The organism is Acinetobacter sp. JADD-222, from assembly GCF_049310645.1.
The window spans coordinates 357,967-377,947 of sequence record NZ_JBMOWI010000002.1 but is presented as its reverse complement, the minus strand read 5'-3'; the positions used below and the strand labels follow the sequence as shown (position 1 = coordinate 377,947).

Here is a 19,981-nt window from a genome sequence, read left to right as displayed (position 1 = left end):
TCCGCCGCTAAGATCAGTAGCAAGCTACCTCTCTCCGCTCGACTTGCATGTGTTAAGCCTGCCGCCAGCGTTCAATCTGAGCCATGATCAAACTCTTCAGTTAAAATCATTTTGTACCTTATTTAAAGACAAGGTACCAATTCTGGCTCATCAATTACTGACTTAAATTTCGCTCAAATAAACTTCGAGTAATTTAAACCAATCAATCAATGAAAATTATTTCGATTAATCAACCAGTAAAAATCCACACAAGTTGTTCTTCAATTCTCTTAATGATCTTCTTCCTGGTTCGTCACCAGCAAGCTAGGTCGGCTATATTACTCTTAATCTCTTAAAAGTCAACAGGTAATTTCGATATTTTTAAAACTTATCTCTCAAACCAACTTACCATCAAATTCATCACTTAAAGCAATCAACCTAATCACAAGTAACTGTTTTTCAACAAGTTTCTATCTGCATCACCGCCGATGGATGTGCATTATAGATGATTAAGATCCCTTTGCAACCCTTTTTTTAAATCAATATCATCAACTGGATACTTTTTAAGCTTTTTAGCATTTTATCTATATTATTTGATCAATTTTACATTGATAATAGGTTATCAATTTTGTATTAAAACATATCTCCACCCAACTGCACATTTAAGTATTAGCCTGGCTGGCGGTTAAGGAATTATATGAATTATTCTAATTTAATTTTACTAAGCGTATTATCTGTAGGTGTTTGTACCTCTCTATATGCTCAAGAAAATACTTTAAGTGAATCTTCTGATGCTAGCTCACTAGAAGAAACAGCACCGACTCATACGCGCTCACAAATTATTAAAGATTTAAAAAATATTAAAGTTAAAGATTTAAAAATTAATGCGAATGCAGCACAACCAGATCCTGTAAAAGATCCATTACAGTCATTAAATCGTCCAATTTACTCATTTAACGACATGTTGGACCGAAATTTTTTACGTCCAGTTGCTGTGCAATATAGAGAAAAGACTCCAGAAGATGTACGTGGTTCTTATCGTCAGTTCCGTAAAAATCTTGGAGAACCTTGGAATGCTGTTAACCAGCTTATTCAAGGTCGCCCTGGTCGTGCGGCAAAAACCCTAGGTCGCTTTACAATTAATACGTTAACCACTCTTGGTTTAGCTGACCCTGCCAGCCGTTTAGGTTTACCGACTGAAGAAGAGAATTTTGGTGTAACTCTCGGTTACTATGGTGTTCCTTCTGGCCCATTCCTGATGTTGCCTTTTTTCGGTCCAAGTACCTTACGTGATGGTTTTGGTTTAGCAGTAGACGCCCAAGCACGCCCACAGAAATATGTTATGGATGATCAAGATGGTCTTTATTGGTCAAGTAATATGTTACAAGCGGTTGATACACGCGCTCAATATCTGGATCTAGATCAGACCTTACAGGGGGATCAATACGCCATGATTCGAGATTTATATCTGCAACGTAAAGCATTCCAAATTGCAGAGAAAAAGGGCGACTCAGCTGATGTATCTTTCATTGATGATGACTCAGAAGATACACCAGATGAGAATCAAAACCCTTAAAAGATGAAATCAAGGTATTGCTTGGATTAAGAGTTGGGCAATACCTTGATTTTGATCATACATACTCTATGATGAATAAAGTGATCATATAAAAGGACTACCATCTCTTCTATGTATTTTATTAAACCGACACGCTCTATTCCTTATTTAGAGCAAGCTTTGGATAAGTTGCCAGGCTTACAAGTCATTAACATAGATGATTTAGATTTATATGATCCAACTATCATTGCAATAGCAGATGTACAAGATTTCCTGACATATAAATGGAATTTACCCACCATTGTCATTGCTTTTGAACATGAAGGCAGCGCTTTAGCTCAAGCTTGGGAAGCGGGTGCTCTTGCAGGTTGGGTATGGAATCAACTACCTAACGATTTAAATAAAGCATTATCAAGAATCGATGCCCAATATAAACGTAACCAAGATAGCCGCGATTTACCTTCGGCTGCTGAACTACAAAAAAGACTATTACCTAATCCAATTGATTTATTAAATTATCAAGTCGAAACTTTCTTTCAGCCTTCAGCTTATCTTTCTGGTGATTGGTATGACTACTGGAAATTAAATGATAAGGAAGTTTTATTTTATCTTGCCGATGTTTCAGGACATGGTGTAACCAGTAGTTTATTAACATCATGGATGGCAGCTTTTCATGGCCGTTCTAAAACCCCAAGACAATTAATAAAAAAATTAAATGGGATGCTGGTTCAAGAGAATATTGAAAAGCACATTACGATTGTGGTGGGTATTTTAAACCTTGAAACACATACGCTTCGCTGGTCAAGTGCTGGGCACTACCCCCCTCCTATCATTTTTGAACCTAATCAAGCTCCAAAAATTTTAACAACAAGTAGCTTCCCATTAGGCTTAACTGATGAACTCGAAGTTGAAGAGCATGTTTGTACATTAAATCACCAAGCACGTTTCATTGTTTGCTCAGATGGAGCACTTGAACCTTTTGATGGTGGGTTAAATGATCAGTTCCAACAATTGGTCCATCATTTGCAAAATCAATCATTCCAAGCACCCGATCATGTGGCTGATGACATTGCCATTTTCAGTCTTTGCCGAATGAATTAATTTACGAATCAATTAATTACATAATATACGACTTAAGGACTCTTGAGTCTGCGATGGCACTATGTGATAATTTTTCTATCCTTCTCTGAAAATGGCATTTATATGTCAACAGGTCATGTTGAATATGCAAGTTTAAATGGAACGCATATTTTCAAACTTATTGGTGAAGTGCGAGCCCATTCTTGTATAAGTCTAGACAAACTTTTAAACAGAATTGAACAGCAAGAGAATGTTGTTGGTGCAATCGTTGATTTAACCCAAACAACATTTATTGATAGTACGGTGTTAGGCATCCTAGCTAAGCTAGGTTTAAAGCTTAAACAAACTCATCATATTCAAGCTGTGATGCTATCTACCAATCCAGATATCACAACCTTAGCCAACAGTATGGGGCTAGGGCAGGTTTTTGTCATTTTGAATTACTGTGGCGATCCTAACGTTTGCACACTAACGTTAACTGATGAACAGATCACTCATAATGCAATGCTAAGAACAGTTCTGGATGCGCATAAGACATTGATGAAACTCAATGCAAACAATCAGAATATGTTTGAGCCACTTGTGAAGCAGTTACAGAAAGAACAAGATACGCTTGAACAGGTATCAGATAAGCAAAATGCCTGACTTTAATCATTAAGCCGGATTATTAGAATATGACCCTTATTTCTGTTGCTCAAATGAACTCTCAAGATGATATTGAAAATAATTTTCAAGTCATTGAGTCTTTGATTCAACAAAGTAAGGCGCAAAATGCTAGCCTGATTGTTTTCCCCGAAAACTTTGTATGTTTTGCTGCTGGAAAACAACGCGAAACAGCTGAGCAATTTGAGTCTATTCAACAACGGCTTGAGAAGCTAGCACATCAATATCAAATCTGGGTTGTGGCCGGTACCTTACCATGCCCATTTCGTCCAGATGGATCTACCATTCAAGATGGTCGAGTCCGGACGGTTAGTCTTTGTATTAGCCCTGAGCGTACAGAAGCACGTTATGACAAGATCCATTTATTTGATGTACAAGTGGGTGATGCTGTCGGTGGTTATCAAGAGTCTCGTTTCTTTGAACCTGGAACAGACGTAGTAGTCACATCTACCCCTTTTGGCAATATTGGCTTAATGGTATGTTATGACTTACGTTTTCCAGAGCTTGCTCTAACTCTGAGACAACAAGGCGCTCATATTCTGACTGCTCCTGCTGCATTTACTTATACAACTGGACAAATGCACTGGCAGCTTTTGCTACAAGCTCGGGCAATGGATAGCCAATGTTATGTTTTAGGCGCAGCACAACAGGGCTGGCATGGTGAAAAACGACAAACCTGGGGACACTCTGGGGCAACAGATAGTCGTGGTCAAATTTTAAGTATGATTGGATATGAAGGGAGTGGTTTAATCACTGTACCCTTTGATTTAACAGCACAAGAACTCGTCCGCTCTTCAATGCCTCTCATGACTCACCGTAAATTGATTCATTATTAAAAGTTTAATTATTCATGTGGAAATACTTATTTAGCATTTTTTGCTTGGGGGCAAATATTCATTGTTATGCAGAGCTTGGTACAACAAACCATTTTGTTTCGCCTACTGCACAGCTCAAATCAGATATTCTTCCAGAAACTCCTAAAAATATCCCCTTGCCCGCTTTTGGCCAAAGAATTATTGGTTGGGGTACGGGCGCAGAAGGTGCAAGACAACGTTTAGAAAATATTCAGCCAGCAGATGTTTCTGTGATTAAAAAGCAAGGAACCACTCTTGAAATGATTACTGCATGGCAAGACTTTTATGAACAAGAGCAACAACGTAATGCAAATAATCCTACTGCGAAGTATCGTGCTCGCTTAATGAAAAAGATTGCAGATTTGTGGTAAATACAGTGTTCTAAAATATTTTTATCTTATGGAATAATTGATCTAATTATTCCATTTTTTATGTACCCTCATTTATTTTATTCATAAACTATTCTGATGAACATTTAAGAAACTGAATAGAAAGCGATATACTACAAAAGCAATACTAGTTTCTTTGAGGAATATATGGACCAAGACTGTCAAAACTTAAAGCTTGAGAATCAATTATGTTTCCTCATTTATTCAACGAATTTAGCGCTTAATCAACTCTACAGAAAACTTCTAGCACCTTTGGGCATTACCTATCCCCAATATTTAGTGATGTTAGTGTTATGGGAGCAGGATGAAGTGACTGTTTCAGAAATTGGAGCTAAACTTTTTTTAGAATCATCTACCCTCACTCCTATCTTGAAAAAGTTAGAAGCCTCGCATTTACTTCATCGTACCCGTTCAACTCAAGATGAGAGACAAGTGATTATTACGCTAAGTGACGAAGGAAAAAAATTAAAAGATCAAGCAATCCATATTCCATCAGGCGTATTAGAAGCAAGTTCATGTGATATGACAACACTACTAGGCCTTAAAGATCAACTTACTAAACTCCGTACAAACTTAGTCAAATAAACAGCAATTTTTTTAAAAAATATACTTGTCAAAATAATTAAGTCGTGTACGATATATTTGTATTCAATTTATTTTAGGAATAAAAACGATGTCATTAGAAAAAGTTGTTTATCGTGCAAAAGCTAAAGCAACCGGTGGTCGTGATGGCCGTGCTACTTCATCAGACGGCGTATTAGATGTACAGCTTGGTGTGCCTAAAGAAATGGGTGGCGCAGGTGGTGCTGTAACAAATCCAGAGCAACTATTCGCAGCTGGTTATTCAGCATGCTTTTTAGGTGCTTTAAAATTTGTTGCAAACCGCGATAAATTTAATATTAGTAAAGACGCTTATGTAGAAGGTGAAGTAGGTATTGGCCCAATTCCTACAGGTTTTAGCATCGAAGTAACTTTAAATGTTTACTTAGTGGGTATGGATCGTGAAGAAGCTGAAAAGTTAGTTGCAGCAGCCCACATTGTTTGTCCATATTCAAATGCAACTCGCAACAATATTGATGTGACGTTTAATATTGTGACTGAATAAGTTTTGATATTTAAAAAATGCCCGAATCAAATCGGGCATTTTTACATCTTAAATATTATGCTTCACTTGCCTCATTAGTTACACGAAGCACTTCTTCGAGTGTAGTTTTACCTGCAAGTACTTTGCGCAAACCATCATCACGAATAGAACCTGAATACTCACGAGCATGATTTTCTAATTCATATTCAGCTGCGTTACCATGAATCAGACGGCGCATAGGTTCATCAACTGGTACGATTTCATAAATCGCTGTACGTCCATTAAAACCTAAATGTGAACAATGATCGCACCCTTTAGCTTCAGGTAACTGCAACAACGGTTCATTATTAATATGCTGAAAAACCTGTTTCTCAAAAGTATCTGCTTCACGCCATGTCATACAATGTGGACATAAAGTACGAACCAAACGTTGAGCAATCACCCCAATTAAAGAACTTGATAATAAGAAGGGTTCAATCCCCATATCTTTAAGTCGAGTAACTGCACCAATAGCTGTATTGGTATGTAGTGTTGATAAAACTAAATGTCCTGTTAAAGATGCTTGAACTGCAATTTCAGCAGTTTCCAGATCACGGATCTCCCCCACCATCACCACATCTGGATCTTGACGTAACATTGCTTTTAAAGCACGAGCAAATGTCATATCCACTTTGGTATTCACTTGTGTTTGACCAATACCTTCGAGTTGATATTCGATTGGATCTTCAGCAGTTAAGATATTACGGGTATTGTCATTTAGATCAGATAAGGCTGCATATAAGGTGGTCGTTTTCCCCGAGCCAGTAGGCCCTGTGACCAAAATAATACCGTGGGGACGATGTACTAACTGAGTTAAACGCTCATAGTCATTAGCCATTAAACCCAAGTGAGTCATGTTGAGTCGGCCCGCTTGTTTATCAAGCAAACGCATAACGACCCTTTCACCATGTGATGATGGCAAAGTTGAAACACGCACATCCACTTCACGGCCAGCAAGACGTAAAGAAATACGTCCATCTTGTGGTACACGTTTTTCAGCAATATCGAGCTTCGCCATAACTTTAATACGCGAGACTAATAAAGGCGCTAACTCACGGCGTGGTTGTACAATCTCACGTAATTGTCCATCTACACGTAATCGTACAGATAGTTTCTTTTCAAAAGCTTCAATATGAATATCAGAAGCCCCTACTCGAATTGCCTCAGAGAGTAGCGCATTGATCAGACGAACAATAGGTGCGTCATCTTCTTGGTCCATCAAATCCTCTGTTTCAGGAACCTGATCGGCCAAACTCAATAAATCTGGATGATCTTCTAAACCAGCTGCAACTTGTTGTGATTCCCCTGTATCACCTGCATAACTCGTACTTAAGAGCGTATTAAATTCTTGTTCAGTACATAATTGATAATGAGCTGGCTTACCCAAGATGCGTCTTGCTTCCTGTAATGCAATTTTTTCAGTGTTTTGACGTCTAATAATAAATACCTGATCACCGTCATAACGAAATAAAACACCATGACGCTTGGCAAAACTATATGGAACTTGTATTTGTTTCAATATTTGCATCACAATTTATAATGATGAGTAAGATGATTTTGAGTGTACTCTAAGCAGATTACAGCGTGAAGTCTGTTTAACAACTCGGTAGAGGAATTTTGCGTCTTGTTTGAAAATAATGAATATCAGCCTCACCCCCAGAATTCTTTAAAATGGTGGGGTGAACAGCACTTTGAAATTAACCAATCCAAAGCATGGCAATTCGGTTCAATGCTCTTTCGTTTAACACGTGGCATAAAAGAATGGCGCATCGAATATTATCGTCCGTCTCTCCAAGACGATAATGAACAAGATTGGCATCCAATTGCCGATCCACATTTTGCCTTTCCGCATACGGTTCAAGTAGAACGATACATGTTTCGAAAGACCAACCCAGAATTTTTACTGATGCCACGTCTGGCAGATCGTTCTGTGGTTATTAAACCTGTCGATCCTATTTATATTCCAGCAGGTCAACGTGGGACTCTATATATAAGCACACCATTATGGATTGCAGGCTTAGTTGAAAGTCAGCATGAACCTTTGTTTGAGATTCCTGTGATTCAGCCTAAAGATACGTGGTTTGGTCCTAATGCGCAGCAAGGAGAAATCTGTTATGCCACTTCAGTGGATGGCCGTACTGATTTGAATCTATTAACACCACGCGCTTTCCGTGCTGTTACTCCAATCGACTTTCACAACACAAGTAATCATCAATTACGCTTTGATCGTATGAATGTGCCAGTTACCGCCCTTCCTCTTTTTTATAGTGAAAGTACAGGTCGTTTGTGGACTTCTCAAATTAAAGTTTATTATGAGGGTTCTGATCGTCCGGCACGTATTCGTATTGAAAATCGTACGCCACCTCTTGCTGGTGAAGTGACTTATGTTCACCCACCACGCTCACCTGGTGGAGCATTATTCAATATGTTTGATTCATTCTTTTAAGAGGTTTATATGGCCGATTCAAATATTCCAAAAGATATCGCTGATAGCCTCAAAAGTATATTTACCAATATCAATACCGAACGTATTAGTGAAATTTTAGTCGCTGTTGTACTGTGTTTCATTGGCTTTGTTCTTGCTCGTATTATTTCGAATACGTTTATTAGAACAATTGGCTCACGTTTTAATGCTCACCAACGCCTTGTATGGCGCCGTGGTATTTTTTATTTCATTTTCTTACTCTTCATCATGACAAGTTTGAAAGAAGCTGGGTTCAAACTTAGTGTATTCCTCGGTGCAGCAGGGATTTTAACTGTAGCACTCGGTTTTGCATCACAAACATCTGCCAGTAACTTGATTAGTGGTTTATTTTTGATTGGTGAGGGTTCATTTGAAGTCGGTGATACGATCCAGATTACGCTCATTCGTGGTAATACAATTGAAGGCGAAGTCATTTCAATTGATTTGCTTTCGGTAAAATTACTTACACTCGACAATGTCTATATTCGTTTGCCGAATGAACAGCTTATTCGTGCGCCTGTACACAACTTGTCTAAATATCCGATACGACGTATCCCAATTACGCTCGCAATCAACTTTCACGAAGATATTATTAAAGTCCGTGAGGTTCTACTGAATGTAGCAGCTCATTATCCCCTTGTACTGGATGATCCCAAACCCGCGGTTACGGTTACCGCATTCAGGGAATCATCAATTGAGCTTTTATTCACGATGTGGTGTAGACAAGAGAATTCTTTAAAAGTTCGTGATGAAATGCAAGAACGAATCCGAAATGGATTTTTAGATAACCGAATTGAAATTCCTGTTCCTAAAATGGGCTTGATTGATCGACCGTCTACTGGTTTTGCTGAAGACGATATCGATCAATATAGCAATCAAAAAGAATTAAAACGAGAGCCTAAAGCTTAGGCTCTTGATTCTTCTGCGCGGTAGACGACGGGGGTAATGGCGCAAGATAAGCAATAATTAACATTACTCCACCTGCTCCAATAAACGAAATGACTCGGGTTAATGTCGCACTTTGTGATAGATCAAGCAAAATCAACTTTAATACCACAATACCTAAAAGTGCAGCACCTACAAACCAGAGTTGACGAATCATTTTACGGCTTGAGAATGTAGTTAATACAAATGCCAAAATGACCCAAAGCAATGTCAAACTTAACTGCACTTCACCATTCGTCCAAATTGCTAAGCTCCATAGTGGTGTCCCCCAGTAATGATGTAAGCCCCTAACGACCACACTACTGAATACCAATAACCCAGCTAAAATTGTTGTAATTTTAAAAGTCCACTCTTGTGATTTATCTTGATCAAAAGCATGTTGATAAATAATAAAGAGCAGACCTGCAAATACTACAATAGAAAGAAAATCAGTTAAGTTAAATAAAGGAACAAAATAAAGGTACTCAGCAGAGTGGCTATCAACGCTCACAACTAGCAACCAAATTAAGCTTAAACACCAAACCGGAATTTGATGCAACAATGTAGTTTTATGAGCCTTATACGTCCAAAGCGAATAAACCACAGGGATAAAAGCCAGAGCAACAACTGGCATTTTTGGAAAGATCGCCAAACCAACTACTGCTAACGCCAACCAGCTTAAACCAGCCCAGACATTTAAGTACCCAGACTCATCCGACTGCGGTTGAGCCATAATAAATAAGGCACTTAGAATAATGGTAGCGACTAAGAAAGTAGTTTGTTGTAATGAGTCTACCCATTTAAACAACGTAAACACTTGACTCGCAAAGGCTTCGCCCAAAACTAAGAACAGTAACAGGCTAATTAAAATTAACTGCAAACTTTGCCATTGCACACGAAGTTTATAGTGAACAACTGCGCTAAATATTGCGATTAGAACTACGGCGAACATCAAATACGGACTCAAAGCATGATGATGCCATGCCATTATTTCTACACCAGCTACAGCACCCGCATACATCCCTAAACACAAGAAAATGCCACTAAACATACTTGCGCTAAAATAGCGTTGCTCTTTACTGTTGTATTGCAATAAATAAAAGGCAGAAATAAATTGAGCAATTGCATAGATGCTTGTGCTTAGCGTTGGGAACTCTTCGTTTGCCCACACCTGATAAAACAGCGCAATAGAACTAAGTAAAACTAAAACCACACCAATATATCGGCTTAAACGGTAGCGCTCAGTTACTCCCCACACAATTAAAGCCGTACCTTGGGCAACCCAACCAATCGCTGTCCAATGTGCTCCTTTTGCAAGCGGGAAAATTAAGGCAAAAAACGCAACCGCGAGAATGAAAAAGCTTTTTGCAAGAACCGAAAGCTGAGGATGAGTTTTTTTAATCCAGAACGTTAATACTGCATAGGTACCCGCCAAGACGGCTGCACCAATCGTCAAGGCTTGTGTAGACTCATGTACTAAGTAGGCATGAAGGGTAAAGCCCAGTACTGGCACACTAAAAATAAGACCAACATCTAAGAGTGGAGGTAAACGAATGCCTTCTTGTTTTTCACTTGCTGACGTCCGAGATATATTTTGGCTATAACGAACACTAAGCCAAATAAACAGTGCGATATGGCACCACAAAATCCAGTCTAATGTATTAAATTTTGCGGGTTCTGCATAAAATGCGATTGCACTACCACCAATAAACATTGTGGCAAAAAAAGCTATTTGATTTAAGATTTTCCAAGGCTGAATAAAATTAACCGCAGCAACTGCTAAGTTAATTACTAAGTAATAGCTAAATAAGAAGGTTACATCAGGGCGATATTGCGGAATAACTAAAGGAGCCGCATAAGCCATACCAAGTGCTAATATTGCCAAATAAATAGCTTGTTGTTTTAAGCTCAGGAATACCGTAATAGCTAATAAAATCGTAAACAGAATACTCGCTGTAGTTAGGTTGGCAATTACACCAAAATGATGTGAGAACACAAGTGTCAGGAATACAACAGCCAGCCCGACACCTTGCAATGCCACAGCAAAAAGCTGATTTTTCTTTTGCAATGTATACCCAAATGCCGTTAACACACCTCCAGCAATCGCAATAAATCCAAGTTTCACGCCTAAACTAAGATGCCAATGCTCGCTTGCAAAACGCAATAGCAACACGACCCCAACCATAAGCACAGCAACAGCAACTCTTAAGATTGGATTGCCATGAATCATCCAATCCACGGCTGGTTGCCACCATGCAGTCTGTACATGGGCTGATTGTTCTGTTTGATTTAAAGGTGCCGTTTCTGCTGGGACTAGCGTGTCTGTATTATTGGAACTAACTTGTTCTATTACAGGATTTATAACTTCTGTTTGTATGGTCTCATTTACATGAACAGTTTGTTTTGCTGACTCGAGGTATAATAGTCGAGTATGAAATGCACTGATGGTTTGAATCAAACATAGCAATAAAACCAGTAAAGCCCCACCAGCAATCCACATCCAATGATTTATATAAGCAACTAATGCAACCAAGGCGGCTGCATAAATCACTGTTCTTTGCATGTGAATAGAATAAAGTGGCGTTTTCTGCCAAGAAAACTGCTGTTCTAAATGAGTTAAACGCTCATGCAGATTTGACAGTAATTGAACTAGAATGACAGTAAGTGCAATAGATAAAGCAATAACAGCACTCTGAAATTTAAAACCAATTGAAATGGCTAAAAACAAAGTCAAAGCGATCAAAACAATGATCATTCCCTGTTTGTCTTTTTTATACATGGGCTTAGCAATATGACACCTTCATTACAGGTCATCTTACTTCAAGCCAATACAAGCGTATATTTATACATACAAAATACTGCAAAAATCATAAACCTGCATTCATAGCCGTTTTCACGTAAAATACCCGTAATTCAGATTAAGGAATTGTTCAATGCCACCATTTGTCTTGGTTGATGGGTCCTATTTTTTATTTCGTGCATATCATGCATTACCACCATTGACGACCTCTACAGGGTTACATACCAATGCAATACGTGGGGCAATTTCTGCAATTCAAAAATTAATGCGCCGTATGCAGCCGACACATATGGCTGTCATTTTTGATACGCCTGAGCCAACTTTCCGCCACAAGCTTTCACCTATTTATAAAGGTGATCGCCCTACCATGCCGGAAGAGTTATCTCAACAGATTCCATATTTACATGCATTGATTAAAGCTCAGGGGATTCCTTTATATAGTCTTCCGGGTGCAGAGGCAGATGACATTATCGGTACACTCGCTAAACGTGCCGTACTCGAAGGCCATCATGTACTTATCTCAACCGGAGATAAAGACATGGCTCAGCTCGTCAATGATCATGTAAAGCTTGAAGATAGCTTTAAAGATCGCGTCATGGATACCGACGGGGTATTTGAAAAATTTGGTGTTTGGCCAAATCAAATTATCGATTACTTAACCCTTATGGGCGATGCGTCTGATGGCATCATGGGTGTACCTGGCGTAGGTGCAAAAACAGCAGCTAAGTTACTAACTGAATATGGCACTTTAGACAATATTATTGCCAATGCAGACCAACTTAAAGGCAAACTTAGCCAAAATATTAAAGATAACTTAGACAATATTAAGCTTGACCACCAGTTAGCTAGCATTGTTTGTGATCTTCCTTTAGAACTCGATTGGCATGAGTTAAAGCTTACTGATCCAAATGTAGAGGCTCTACGTAATCTTTATACTGAGCTTGAGTTTAGAAACCAATTACAGTCGCTTGATCATCCAAACAATCCAAATAGCTCAAGCTATAAACAACAAGCTTCACAAACTGTTGTTCAAAATGAAGTTAAACCTGCTGAATCTATAGAAACCGAAGATCAAGCAAGCTTAACTAGTCAAGATGACCAGCTTGGAACTGCAAATTATCACACTGTTTTAACCCAAGAAGCATGGGATCAGCTCTGGCAACGCATGCAAAATGCCGATCATTTTGCTATTGATACAGAAACTACAAGTCTGGACTACCGTATTGCAGAGATGGTTGGTTTTTCAATCGCATTTGATGCGAAAGATGCCTACTATGTTCCATTAGCGCATAATTATGAAAATGCGCCGCAGCAACTAGATCGTGATCAAATTCTGGCTCAAATTAAACCTGTGCTAGAAAATGAAGCAGTTAAAAAAATTGGTCATCACCTTAAATATGATGCCCATATCTTTGCCAATCATGGCATAGAACTTAAAGGCTGGTATTTCGATAGCATGCTTGCATCTTATGTATTGAATGCAGCAGCGACTCGTCACGGCATGGATGACGTAGCTCGTGTCTACTTAAGCCATTTAACCACCACTTTTGAACAAATTGCTGGTAAGGGTGCTAAACAAAAAACGTTTAATCAAATTGAGATTGAAGTTGCTGCTCACTATGCTGCAGAAGATGCACATGTGACCTATCGTTTGTATGAAGTGCTTTCAAACAAACTTAAGCCATTTCCTGAGCTAGAAAATATTTTATATAACATCGAAATGCCAGTTGCCCGTATTTTATCGGGTATGGAAGAAGATGGCATTCGTCTAGATCATGCCTTCTTAGATAAATTAAGCGTTGAATTTGCAAAAACGATGGAAGGGCTTGAAAATCAAGCGATGGAAATTGCAGATGAAACTTTTAATATTGCTTCGCCTAAACAAGTAGGCGAAATACTATTTGATAAATTAGGAATCAAAGGCGGTAAAAAAACTGCAACTGGACAATACAGCACCAGTGAAAGTGTTTTAGAAAAAATTGAACATCCTTTAGCGGAAATTATTCTAGAGCATCGCGGTTTAGCAAAGCTAAAAAGTACCTATACTGATCGTCTAGTTGAGCAATCTCATAACGACACGCATCGTGTACATACAAGTTATCACCAAGCACTTACAGCAACAGGTCGCCTTTCCTCTTCAGATCCTAACTTACAAAATATTCCAATTCGTAGACAAATTGGGCGCCAAATTCGTAAAGCATTCATTGCGCCAGAAGGTCGAGTATTATTGGCTGCCGATTACTCGCAAATTGAATTACGTTTAATGGCTCATTTTTCTCAAGATGATGCTTTAGTACATGCGTTCCAGCACGGACAAGATGTTCACCGCCGTACTGCTGCAGAAGTATTGGGTATTGCTATCGAAGATGTGACCAATGACCAACGCCGTCAAGCGAAAGCAGTTAACTTTGGCCTACTTTATGGTATGTCTGAGTTTGGTTTGATTCGTCAATTAGGCTTTACACGTCAAGAATCGCAAAACTATATTAAGCAATATTTCCAACGCTATCCTGGCATCTATGAATATATGCAACGCACACGTCAAGTTGCATCAGAGCAAGGTTTTGTTGAAACTATTTTAGGTCGTCGTCTTTATACACCTGATATTGATGCACGAAATGTAATGGTACGTAAGGCTGCCGAACGTGCTGCAATTAATGCACCGTTACAAGGTAGTGCCGCTGATATCATTAAACTTGCAATGATTGAAGTTGATAAAATCTTGCCAAAAGATCAAGCCAAGTTACTTCTTCAAGTACACGATGAATTAGTTTTTGAAGCAGATCAAAACATTGCCGAAGAGCTCTCTAAGCAAATCGCGACTGTCATGGAATCTGTAGTAAAAATTTCTGTGCCTTTAGTTGTTGAAGTTGGGCAAGGGCAAAACTGGGATGATGCCCATTAATTAGTAGAAATAAAAAAGGGCTGTATTAACAGCCCTTTTTTATTGCGTTAACTTAAAGTCCTGTTAAAAGAACTTTTGCAACTTCATTCATTAATATCTCGGCAATATAAAGCGCCAAAAACGCCAAAATTGGAGATAAGTCAATCATTCCCATATTAGGCAATAAACGACGGAATGGCGCGAGTAATGGTTCAGCTAAATCTTGAATCACTTCAATATAAGGTGAACGCGATTGAGTGAACATAACCACCCAACTCAAAATAATTGTCGCGAAAATTAAATAACGGCAGAAACGAATTAGGTCCTGAATCATCGTCACAAATGTCAGAATCACTAAGTGAACCGGACTATTTGGCATAGAACCAGAAAGATACATCACGCCAAAAATTTTCAGCAAATATAAAATAATTAAAAGAACCAACGCAGCCAAATTAAATCGGCCTTTTGCGACCGTCGGAAAAATTCGGCCAAAAATATCAACAATTTTAGTCGCCTTTACGGTCGATAAAACCACAGGATTATAAGGACTTACTGCCGCCAATTGCATTAAAAAACGGAAAAAGACCAATAAAATCGCGACATTAATTAAAATTCCAAAAATTAGCGCAGAATTTGCACCCATAGTTGTCTTATCCTATTTAAGCTATTTCGCACTGTCACTCAATTCTTGAGCCAATTCTTGACTACGCTTCTGTGCAGCAGCCAATGCAGATTGAATATTTTGGGAGATTTGTGCACGGTCAAAAACTTCAAGTGCAGCTTGAGTTGTGCCATTTGGCGATGTCACATTCTTACGAAGTTCAGAAGGAGTGTTTGAACTCGTAATTGCCATTTGAGCTGCACCTAATGCCGTTTGAAGAGTCAACGCAGTTGCAACTTTTTCATCAAGTCCTAAATTTTTACCCGCACGGATCATACTTTCCATGAGATAGAAGAAATATGCAGGACCTGAGCCAGAAACCGCTGTTACCGCATCAATTTGAGCTTCGGAGTTTACCCAAATTGTTAAGCCTGTGGCTGCTAAAATCTGACTTGTTAATTCACGATCCGAAGTACCTACTACATCATTTGCATAGATACCATGTGCACCCGTCTGAACTAGAGCTGGCGTATTTGGCATAACTCGAACAATTCGATTGCTATCAATTAAGTTTGATATCGTTTGAATTTCAGCACCAGCAATAATTGAAATAACCAATTTATCTGATAACAGTCCTTTTAAAGGACGTAAAACAGTCGCCAAAACTTGTGGTTTTACTGCCAGTACAACGACATCAGCATTTTTAATTGCAGCTACATTATCTTGTGTCACATGGACTTCTTTTTCTTGCAATAATTGACGTATTTGCTCAACAGGATCTGAAACGGTAATACGTGTTGGCGGTAAACCTCTTGAAATGATCCCACCAATCAAAGCTTGGGCCATATTACCACCACCAATAAAACAGATATTACTATTTACTGCACTTGTCATAACCATCTTCGCCATTTACCAGATTACAAGAATAAGAAATTAAATCTGGTTGCCATCCTCCTTGCTCACAATACGGAGACTGAGCCAACCAAAATCCTTTCGGTGTAAAAACCCCAAGCATAACATTATCTATGACTAATATTTGAATTGTATGACGAAGCCAAGGCAAAATATGTGCTTCTTGAATTGCTTTTTTTAATGGCCATTGCCCAACACGACCATATAAATGGACCTTTTCACCACCTTGGCGTCGAATAATTTTTAATTTTTTATTTAATAAAGATGCAGACAAACCCATATTTTTTTGAGTAATTTGAAAATTTCCTGAAGCGCAATCCACTACTTCCCCTAGTTGAAAATGATGCTCTGTCTCGGTTTCAACTGGGTTTAATTTTTCAGCAAGAAAAACTTGTCGACTCAACCTATAAAGATGATGTTGATAACGAACATAATAAAACTGGTTCCAGTGTAATGCCGCTTGTGCATCAGACTTCGAATTAATTACTTCATTTTTTAACCGCTCAACCATTTCAAATGCAGGTCGGTATTGCCCATCACCTTTCATCCAAACTGAAAGCAATTGGCGCTGTCGAGCAGAAGATAGTTTTAATAGCCGAGTTAAATCCAAACATTCGTCCGTACCACAATTTTGCAAATCAACTTTTAAAACTTCTTCTAAAATTTCAGAAGCATCTTGCATCAAATAGCTAGTACGACTAAGTGCTTGCTGCATTTTTGGAAAACGGTTTTGTAAGAAGGGCCAAAGTTCTTCACGCGACCACGCCCGATCATAATAGATATCGTAATTTGTAGGATCATCTACATACTCAATCTCAAGTTGAGTGGTCCACTCGGCAATCTGCTCACGGGTTAAATCCAAAAAAGGGCGCCAAATTGTCATATCTTTACGGTAATCAATAGTCTGCATAGCAGCAAGCCCATCAACACCTGTACCCGACAATAAACGCAATATTACCGTTTCAGCCTGATCTTGCTGATGATGAGCGAGCACTAAAATTTCATTGGCTTGCAAATGTTGTAGATAAGCGTGATACCGCGCCTGACGTGCTTGAGCTTCCAAATTACCGTCAGTAACTTGAACTTTTTGAATGGTATAAGGAATATTTAAATGAGTCGCTTGTTTAGCAACGAGTTCGCCCCACTCTGCGCTTTTTGATTGCAGTTGATGATCTATGTAAATTATTCGGATCTTATGAGGGAAAATTTGAGACATCAAATGTAGTAGCAGCATTGAATCCATGCCGCCACTACATCCAATAAGAAAAGTACTATTTTCTGAAAACTCTTGAGCCTGTTTTAAGACGCAATGCCTAAATTTTCGCTGCCAAACTTCATTAAACGTTGATAACGTGCTTCGCATCGTTCATTTGCATCCATTGGTAGCAACTCATCCAAAGCTTGCTTCAAAACTACTTTTAGGTTTTGCATGACTTGCTCAGGGTCTAAATGAGCCCCTTCGCCTTCATCTACTACATATTCAACAATACCTAGAGATTGTAATTTATCTGCTGTCAAACCTAAAGCTTCACTTGCTTGAGCCGCTTTTTCAGCAGTTTTCCATAAAATAGATGCACAGCCTTCTGGTGAAATCACAGAATAAATACTATGCGACAACATGATTACTCGGTCAGCAACACCAATACCTAAAGCACCACCAGAACCGCCTTCACCGAGTACTGTTGCGACAACAGGAACTTTCAAACTTGAAAGTTGAGCAAGGCTAGTTGCAATTGCTTCAGCTTGTCCACGCTCTTCAGCACCAACACCTGGGTAAGCACCCATAGTATCAATAAATGTGAAGACCGGAAGGTTAAAGCGCTCTGCCATATCTAATAGGCGTTGAGATTTACGGTAACCTTCTGGGTTAGCCATACCGAAGTTGTGCTTTAATTTTTCACGGGTACTACGACCACGGTGTTGGCCAATAACCATCACAGGTTGACCATCAAAACGAGCAAGACCACCTACCATCGCACCATCGTCACCAAACAAACGATCACCATGCAAGGCATCAAACTCTGTAAAGATTTCACCGACATAATCTAGAAACTGCGGACGATCAGGATGACGTGCAATTTGAACCGTTGTCCACGCTTTGGACTGAGTAGCTTTTTTCATAGGTCGAATATTATCCCTTTAATCGATAAATTTTTCCGACTGAATATTCAATTCAATGTCCCAATGCTTAAACTGCTCTTGCTCATCATGCAAGTCGGCAACTAACAATGGCCATTGTTTGGCATCACCAGAAACACTAAGTTGCCATTGTTGATCATTTATGATGGTCAGTTCAATGGCAGGAAGCATCTGATCACTTCGACTATGGTTGAGTAAAACTGCTAGGCGAAGTAATAAACATAGATAAAGTAATTTATGACCACCAGCCTTCAAAATTTCATTTTTTACATCATTTCGCAATTTACGACGGTGGTGAGCGACCAAATGTGAAAGATGATTTTGGTCAATTTGTGAGAAGCCCGGAATATCGGAATGCTGCAATAAATAAGCACCATGACGGTGATACCCACCATGACTAATCGCCAAACCAATTTCGTGCAAATAGGCAGCTCGACGCAGTAAGTCACTGTCTTCACTGGTTAAATTAAGAGATTCCGCAACACCATCAAATAATTGCTGTGCTGTATTTACAACCCGTTCTGCTTGTTTTGGATCTGCGTTATAACGCCCCATCAAAGCCTGTACACTACGATCACGGATATCTTCATGTTTAAAACGACCTAACAGGTCATACATGACTCCTTCACGTAATGCACCATCAGAATATGCCAAACGATCAATTTCTAAAACTTCGAAAACTGCGTACAAAATTGCCAATCCGGCTGGCAAAACTGCTCGTCGGTCTTCTCTTAACCCTTCAAAATCAATTTCAGAAATATTTTTAAACTTAAGTAATTTATCTTTGAGTTTATATAAGCCTTCTCGAGTAACGTTTTCTTGTTCATCGCTCAAGCCCATATTCACCATAATTTGACGGCAAGCTTTAATCGTTCCACTAGAACCAACGACAGTATCCCAACCTTCCATTTTATACGTTGTTGCAATAGCTGAAAGTTCTTTACGGGCAGCAACTACTGCTTTATCAAAGGCTTTTTGTGTGATTTCGCCATCAGCAAAGTAGGCTTTTGTATAAGCCACACATCCCATTTGCAATGACTCTGTATAAATAGGCTCAAACTCTTCACCAATAATGAACTCAGTAGAACCACCACCAATATCTACAACTAAACGTCGACCACCATTTGCCATAGTATGCGATACGCCAAGATAAATCAGACGCGCTTCTTCTCGCCCAGCAATAATTTCAATAGGTTTAGGCAAAATTTCTGCTGCTTTTTGGATAAATTCATGACCATTTTTTGCCTGACGCAAGGCATTGGTCGCCACAATTCTTAAACGATTTGGTTGAACAGAGCTTAATCTTCCAACAAAACGAGCCAAGCAGGCTAAGCCTCGTTGCTGAGCGGCTTCTGTTAGGTTTTTATTCTCATCTAAACCAGCTGCAAGCTGTACTTTTTCTGACATCGAAGCAACTTTTTTAACTTCACCATGATCTACCCGTGCAATTGCAAGGTGAAAACTGTTCGACCCCATATCTATGGCAGCAAGTAATTCTTCATCAATCAGAAAATCAGACATTATTGAACTAAACCCATAACAATTCACGCTTAGAGTAATTCACAAGAATGCAATTGAAAAGCCATTTTCATCAACAATTAGCTGTCATTTAAA

Annotated in this window: 17 protein-coding genes and 1 rRNA gene; 10 read left to right on the top strand and 8 right to left on the bottom strand. The window is 39.0% G+C overall.

Annotated elements, in window-relative coordinates:
• A 16S ribosomal RNA gene (locus tag ACO6UW_RS03760) occupies positions 1-103 on the bottom strand; the annotation flags it as partial.
• Between the two features lie 573 nt (positions 104-676).
• Between ACO6UW_RS03760 and ACO6UW_RS03755 the strand changes: the two genes are divergently transcribed.
• The 7 genes from ACO6UW_RS03755 (at position 677) to ACO6UW_RS03725 (ending at position 5,625) form a co-directional block, all read left to right on the top strand.
• Positions 677-1,555, top strand: coding sequence for an MlaA family lipoprotein (locus ACO6UW_RS03755; protein WP_065388030.1), 879 nt, complete (start codon positions 677-679; stop codon positions 1,553-1,555).
• A gap of 111 nt (positions 1,556-1,666) precedes the next feature.
• Entirely contained in the window at positions 1,667-2,635 is a 969-nt protein-coding gene (gigA, locus tag ACO6UW_RS03750) for an RsbU family protein phosphatase GigA (protein ID WP_002117221.1), read from the top strand.
• Between the two features lie 102 nt (positions 2,636-2,737).
• Positions 2,738-3,259, top strand: coding sequence for an anti-anti-sigma factor GigB (gene gigB, locus ACO6UW_RS03745; protein ID WP_002117273.1), 522 nt, complete (start codon positions 2,738-2,740; stop codon positions 3,257-3,259).
• A 29-nt stretch (positions 3,260-3,288) separates the two neighbouring features.
• Complete coding sequence (locus tag ACO6UW_RS03740) at positions 3,289-4,113, top strand: carbon-nitrogen hydrolase family protein (RefSeq protein WP_065388029.1); 825 nt, start codon at positions 3,289-3,291, stop codon at positions 4,111-4,113.
• Positions 4,114-4,127: 14 nt separating this feature from the next.
• Positions 4,128-4,502, top strand: coding sequence for a DUF4951 domain-containing protein (locus ACO6UW_RS03735; protein WP_005066318.1), 375 nt, complete (start codon positions 4,128-4,130; stop codon positions 4,500-4,502).
• A gap of 165 nt (positions 4,503-4,667) precedes the next feature.
• Positions 4,668-5,105, top strand: coding sequence for a MarR family winged helix-turn-helix transcriptional regulator (locus ACO6UW_RS03730; protein ID WP_005804299.1), 438 nt, complete (start codon positions 4,668-4,670; stop codon positions 5,103-5,105).
• An 88-nt stretch (positions 5,106-5,193) separates the two neighbouring features.
• Positions 5,194-5,625, top strand: coding sequence for an organic hydroperoxide resistance protein (locus ACO6UW_RS03725; protein WP_002117290.1), 432 nt, complete (start codon positions 5,194-5,196; stop codon positions 5,623-5,625).
• Between the two features lie 55 nt (positions 5,626-5,680).
• Here the strand turns inward: ACO6UW_RS03725 and gspE are convergent, their stop codons facing one another.
• On the bottom strand, positions 5,681-7,171 hold the full coding sequence (gspE, locus tag ACO6UW_RS03720) for a type II secretion system ATPase GspE (protein WP_005804298.1): 1,491 nt from the start codon (positions 7,169-7,171) through the stop codon (positions 5,681-5,683).
• Positions 7,172-7,267: 96 nt separating this feature from the next.
• Between gspE and ACO6UW_RS03715 the strand changes: the two genes are divergently transcribed.
• Together ACO6UW_RS03715 and ACO6UW_RS03710 are read left to right on the top strand one after the other, a co-directional pair.
• A complete protein-coding gene (locus tag ACO6UW_RS03715; protein WP_005804297.1) occupies positions 7,268-8,089 on the top strand; it encodes a hypothetical protein in 822 nt (273 codons plus the stop codon).
• A 9-nt stretch (positions 8,090-8,098) separates the two neighbouring features.
• Complete coding sequence (locus ACO6UW_RS03710; protein ID WP_005066312.1) at positions 8,099-9,016, top strand: mechanosensitive ion channel family protein; 918 nt, start codon at positions 8,099-8,101, stop codon at positions 9,014-9,016.
• On the opposite strand, the gene ACO6UW_RS03705 is transcribed toward ACO6UW_RS03710, so the two are convergent.
• On the bottom strand, positions 9,006-11,810 hold the full coding sequence (locus ACO6UW_RS03705; protein ID WP_065388028.1) for a DUF2339 domain-containing protein: 2,805 nt from the start codon (positions 11,808-11,810) through the stop codon (positions 9,006-9,008). The two genes, ACO6UW_RS03710 and ACO6UW_RS03705, sit on opposite strands and share 11 nt — an antisense overlap.
• Positions 11,811-11,964: 154 nt before the next feature.
• On the opposite strand from ACO6UW_RS03705, the gene polA reads away from it, so the two are divergent.
• Positions 11,965-14,736 (top strand): DNA polymerase I, encoded by a 2,772-nt coding sequence (gene polA / locus ACO6UW_RS03700; RefSeq protein ID WP_057077539.1) that lies wholly within the window; start codon positions 11,965-11,967, stop codon positions 14,734-14,736.
• A 52-nt stretch (positions 14,737-14,788) separates the two neighbouring features.
• Here the strand turns inward: polA and ACO6UW_RS03695 are convergent, their stop codons facing one another.
• Genes ACO6UW_RS03695 through ppx form a run of 5 tightly spaced genes read right to left on the bottom strand, consistent with a single transcriptional unit; the run spans position 14,789 to position 19,888 of the window.
• Positions 14,789-15,358 carry a YggT family protein gene (locus ACO6UW_RS03695; protein ID WP_000501183.1) on the bottom strand — a complete coding sequence of 190 codons (570 nt, stop codon included), beginning with the start codon at positions 15,356-15,358 and terminating at the stop codon, positions 14,789-14,791.
• Between the two features lie 21 nt (positions 15,359-15,379).
• Complete coding sequence (proC, locus tag ACO6UW_RS03690) at positions 15,380-16,216, bottom strand: pyrroline-5-carboxylate reductase (protein WP_081293424.1); 837 nt, start codon at positions 16,214-16,216, stop codon at positions 15,380-15,382.
• Positions 16,191-17,591 (bottom strand): tRNA lysidine(34) synthetase TilS, encoded by a 1,401-nt coding sequence (tilS, locus tag ACO6UW_RS03685; RefSeq protein WP_081038287.1) that lies wholly within the window; start codon positions 17,589-17,591, stop codon positions 16,191-16,193. Before tilS ends, proC begins: the two co-directional genes overlap by 26 nt.
• Positions 17,528-18,349: an acetyl-CoA carboxylase carboxyltransferase subunit alpha gene (locus tag ACO6UW_RS03680; protein ID WP_005066304.1), complete on the bottom strand. Its 822-nt coding sequence runs from the start codon at positions 18,347-18,349 to the stop codon at positions 17,528-17,530. The genes tilS and ACO6UW_RS03680 overlap by 64 nt, the downstream gene beginning before the upstream one ends.
• 18 nt (positions 18,350-18,367) lie before the next feature.
• Positions 18,368-19,888 (bottom strand): exopolyphosphatase, encoded by a 1,521-nt coding sequence (gene ppx, locus ACO6UW_RS03675; RefSeq protein WP_033849270.1) that lies wholly within the window; start codon positions 19,886-19,888, stop codon positions 18,368-18,370.
• Positions 19,889-19,981: the final 93 nt, after the last annotated feature.

Coding starts and splice junctions, on each gene's coding strand:
- ACO6UW_RS03755 (WP_065388030.1), top strand. CDS start 677: ATGAATTATTCTAATTTAATTTTACTAAGCGTATTATCTGTAGGTGTT.
- gigA (WP_002117221.1), top strand. CDS start 1,667: ATGTATTTTATTAAACCGACACGCTCTATTCCTTATTTAGAGCAAGCT.
- gigB (WP_002117273.1), top strand. CDS start 2,738: ATGTCAACAGGTCATGTTGAATATGCAAGTTTAAATGGAACGCATATT.
- ACO6UW_RS03740 (WP_065388029.1), top strand. CDS start 3,289: ATGACCCTTATTTCTGTTGCTCAAATGAACTCTCAAGATGATATTGAA.
- ACO6UW_RS03735 (WP_005066318.1), top strand. CDS start 4,128: ATGTGGAAATACTTATTTAGCATTTTTTGCTTGGGGGCAAATATTCAT.
- ACO6UW_RS03730 (WP_005804299.1), top strand. CDS start 4,668: ATGGACCAAGACTGTCAAAACTTAAAGCTTGAGAATCAATTATGTTTC.
- ACO6UW_RS03725 (WP_002117290.1), top strand. CDS start 5,194: ATGTCATTAGAAAAAGTTGTTTATCGTGCAAAAGCTAAAGCAACCGGT.
- gspE (WP_005804298.1), bottom strand. CDS start 7,171: ATGCAAATATTGAAACAAATACAAGTTCCATATAGTTTTGCCAAGCGT.
- ACO6UW_RS03710 (WP_005066312.1), top strand. CDS start 8,099: ATGGCCGATTCAAATATTCCAAAAGATATCGCTGATAGCCTCAAAAGT.
- ACO6UW_RS03705 (WP_065388028.1), bottom strand. CDS start 11,810: ATGTATAAAAAAGACAAACAGGGAATGATCATTGTTTTGATCGCTTTG.
- polA (WP_057077539.1), top strand. CDS start 11,965: ATGCCACCATTTGTCTTGGTTGATGGGTCCTATTTTTTATTTCGTGCA.
- ACO6UW_RS03695 (WP_000501183.1), bottom strand. CDS start 15,358: ATGGGTGCAAATTCTGCGCTAATTTTTGGAATTTTAATTAATGTCGCG.
- proC (WP_081293424.1), bottom strand. CDS start 16,216: ATGGTTATGACAAGTGCAGTAAATAGTAATATCTGTTTTATTGGTGGT.
- tilS (WP_081038287.1), bottom strand. CDS start 17,591: ATGCGAAGCACGTTATCAACGTTTAATGAAGTTTGGCAGCGAAAATTT.
- ACO6UW_RS03680 (WP_005066304.1), bottom strand. CDS start 18,349: ATGAAAAAAGCTACTCAGTCCAAAGCGTGGACAACGGTTCAAATTGCA.
- ppx (WP_033849270.1), bottom strand. CDS start 19,888: ATGTCTGATTTTCTGATTGATGAAGAATTACTTGCTGCCATAGATATG.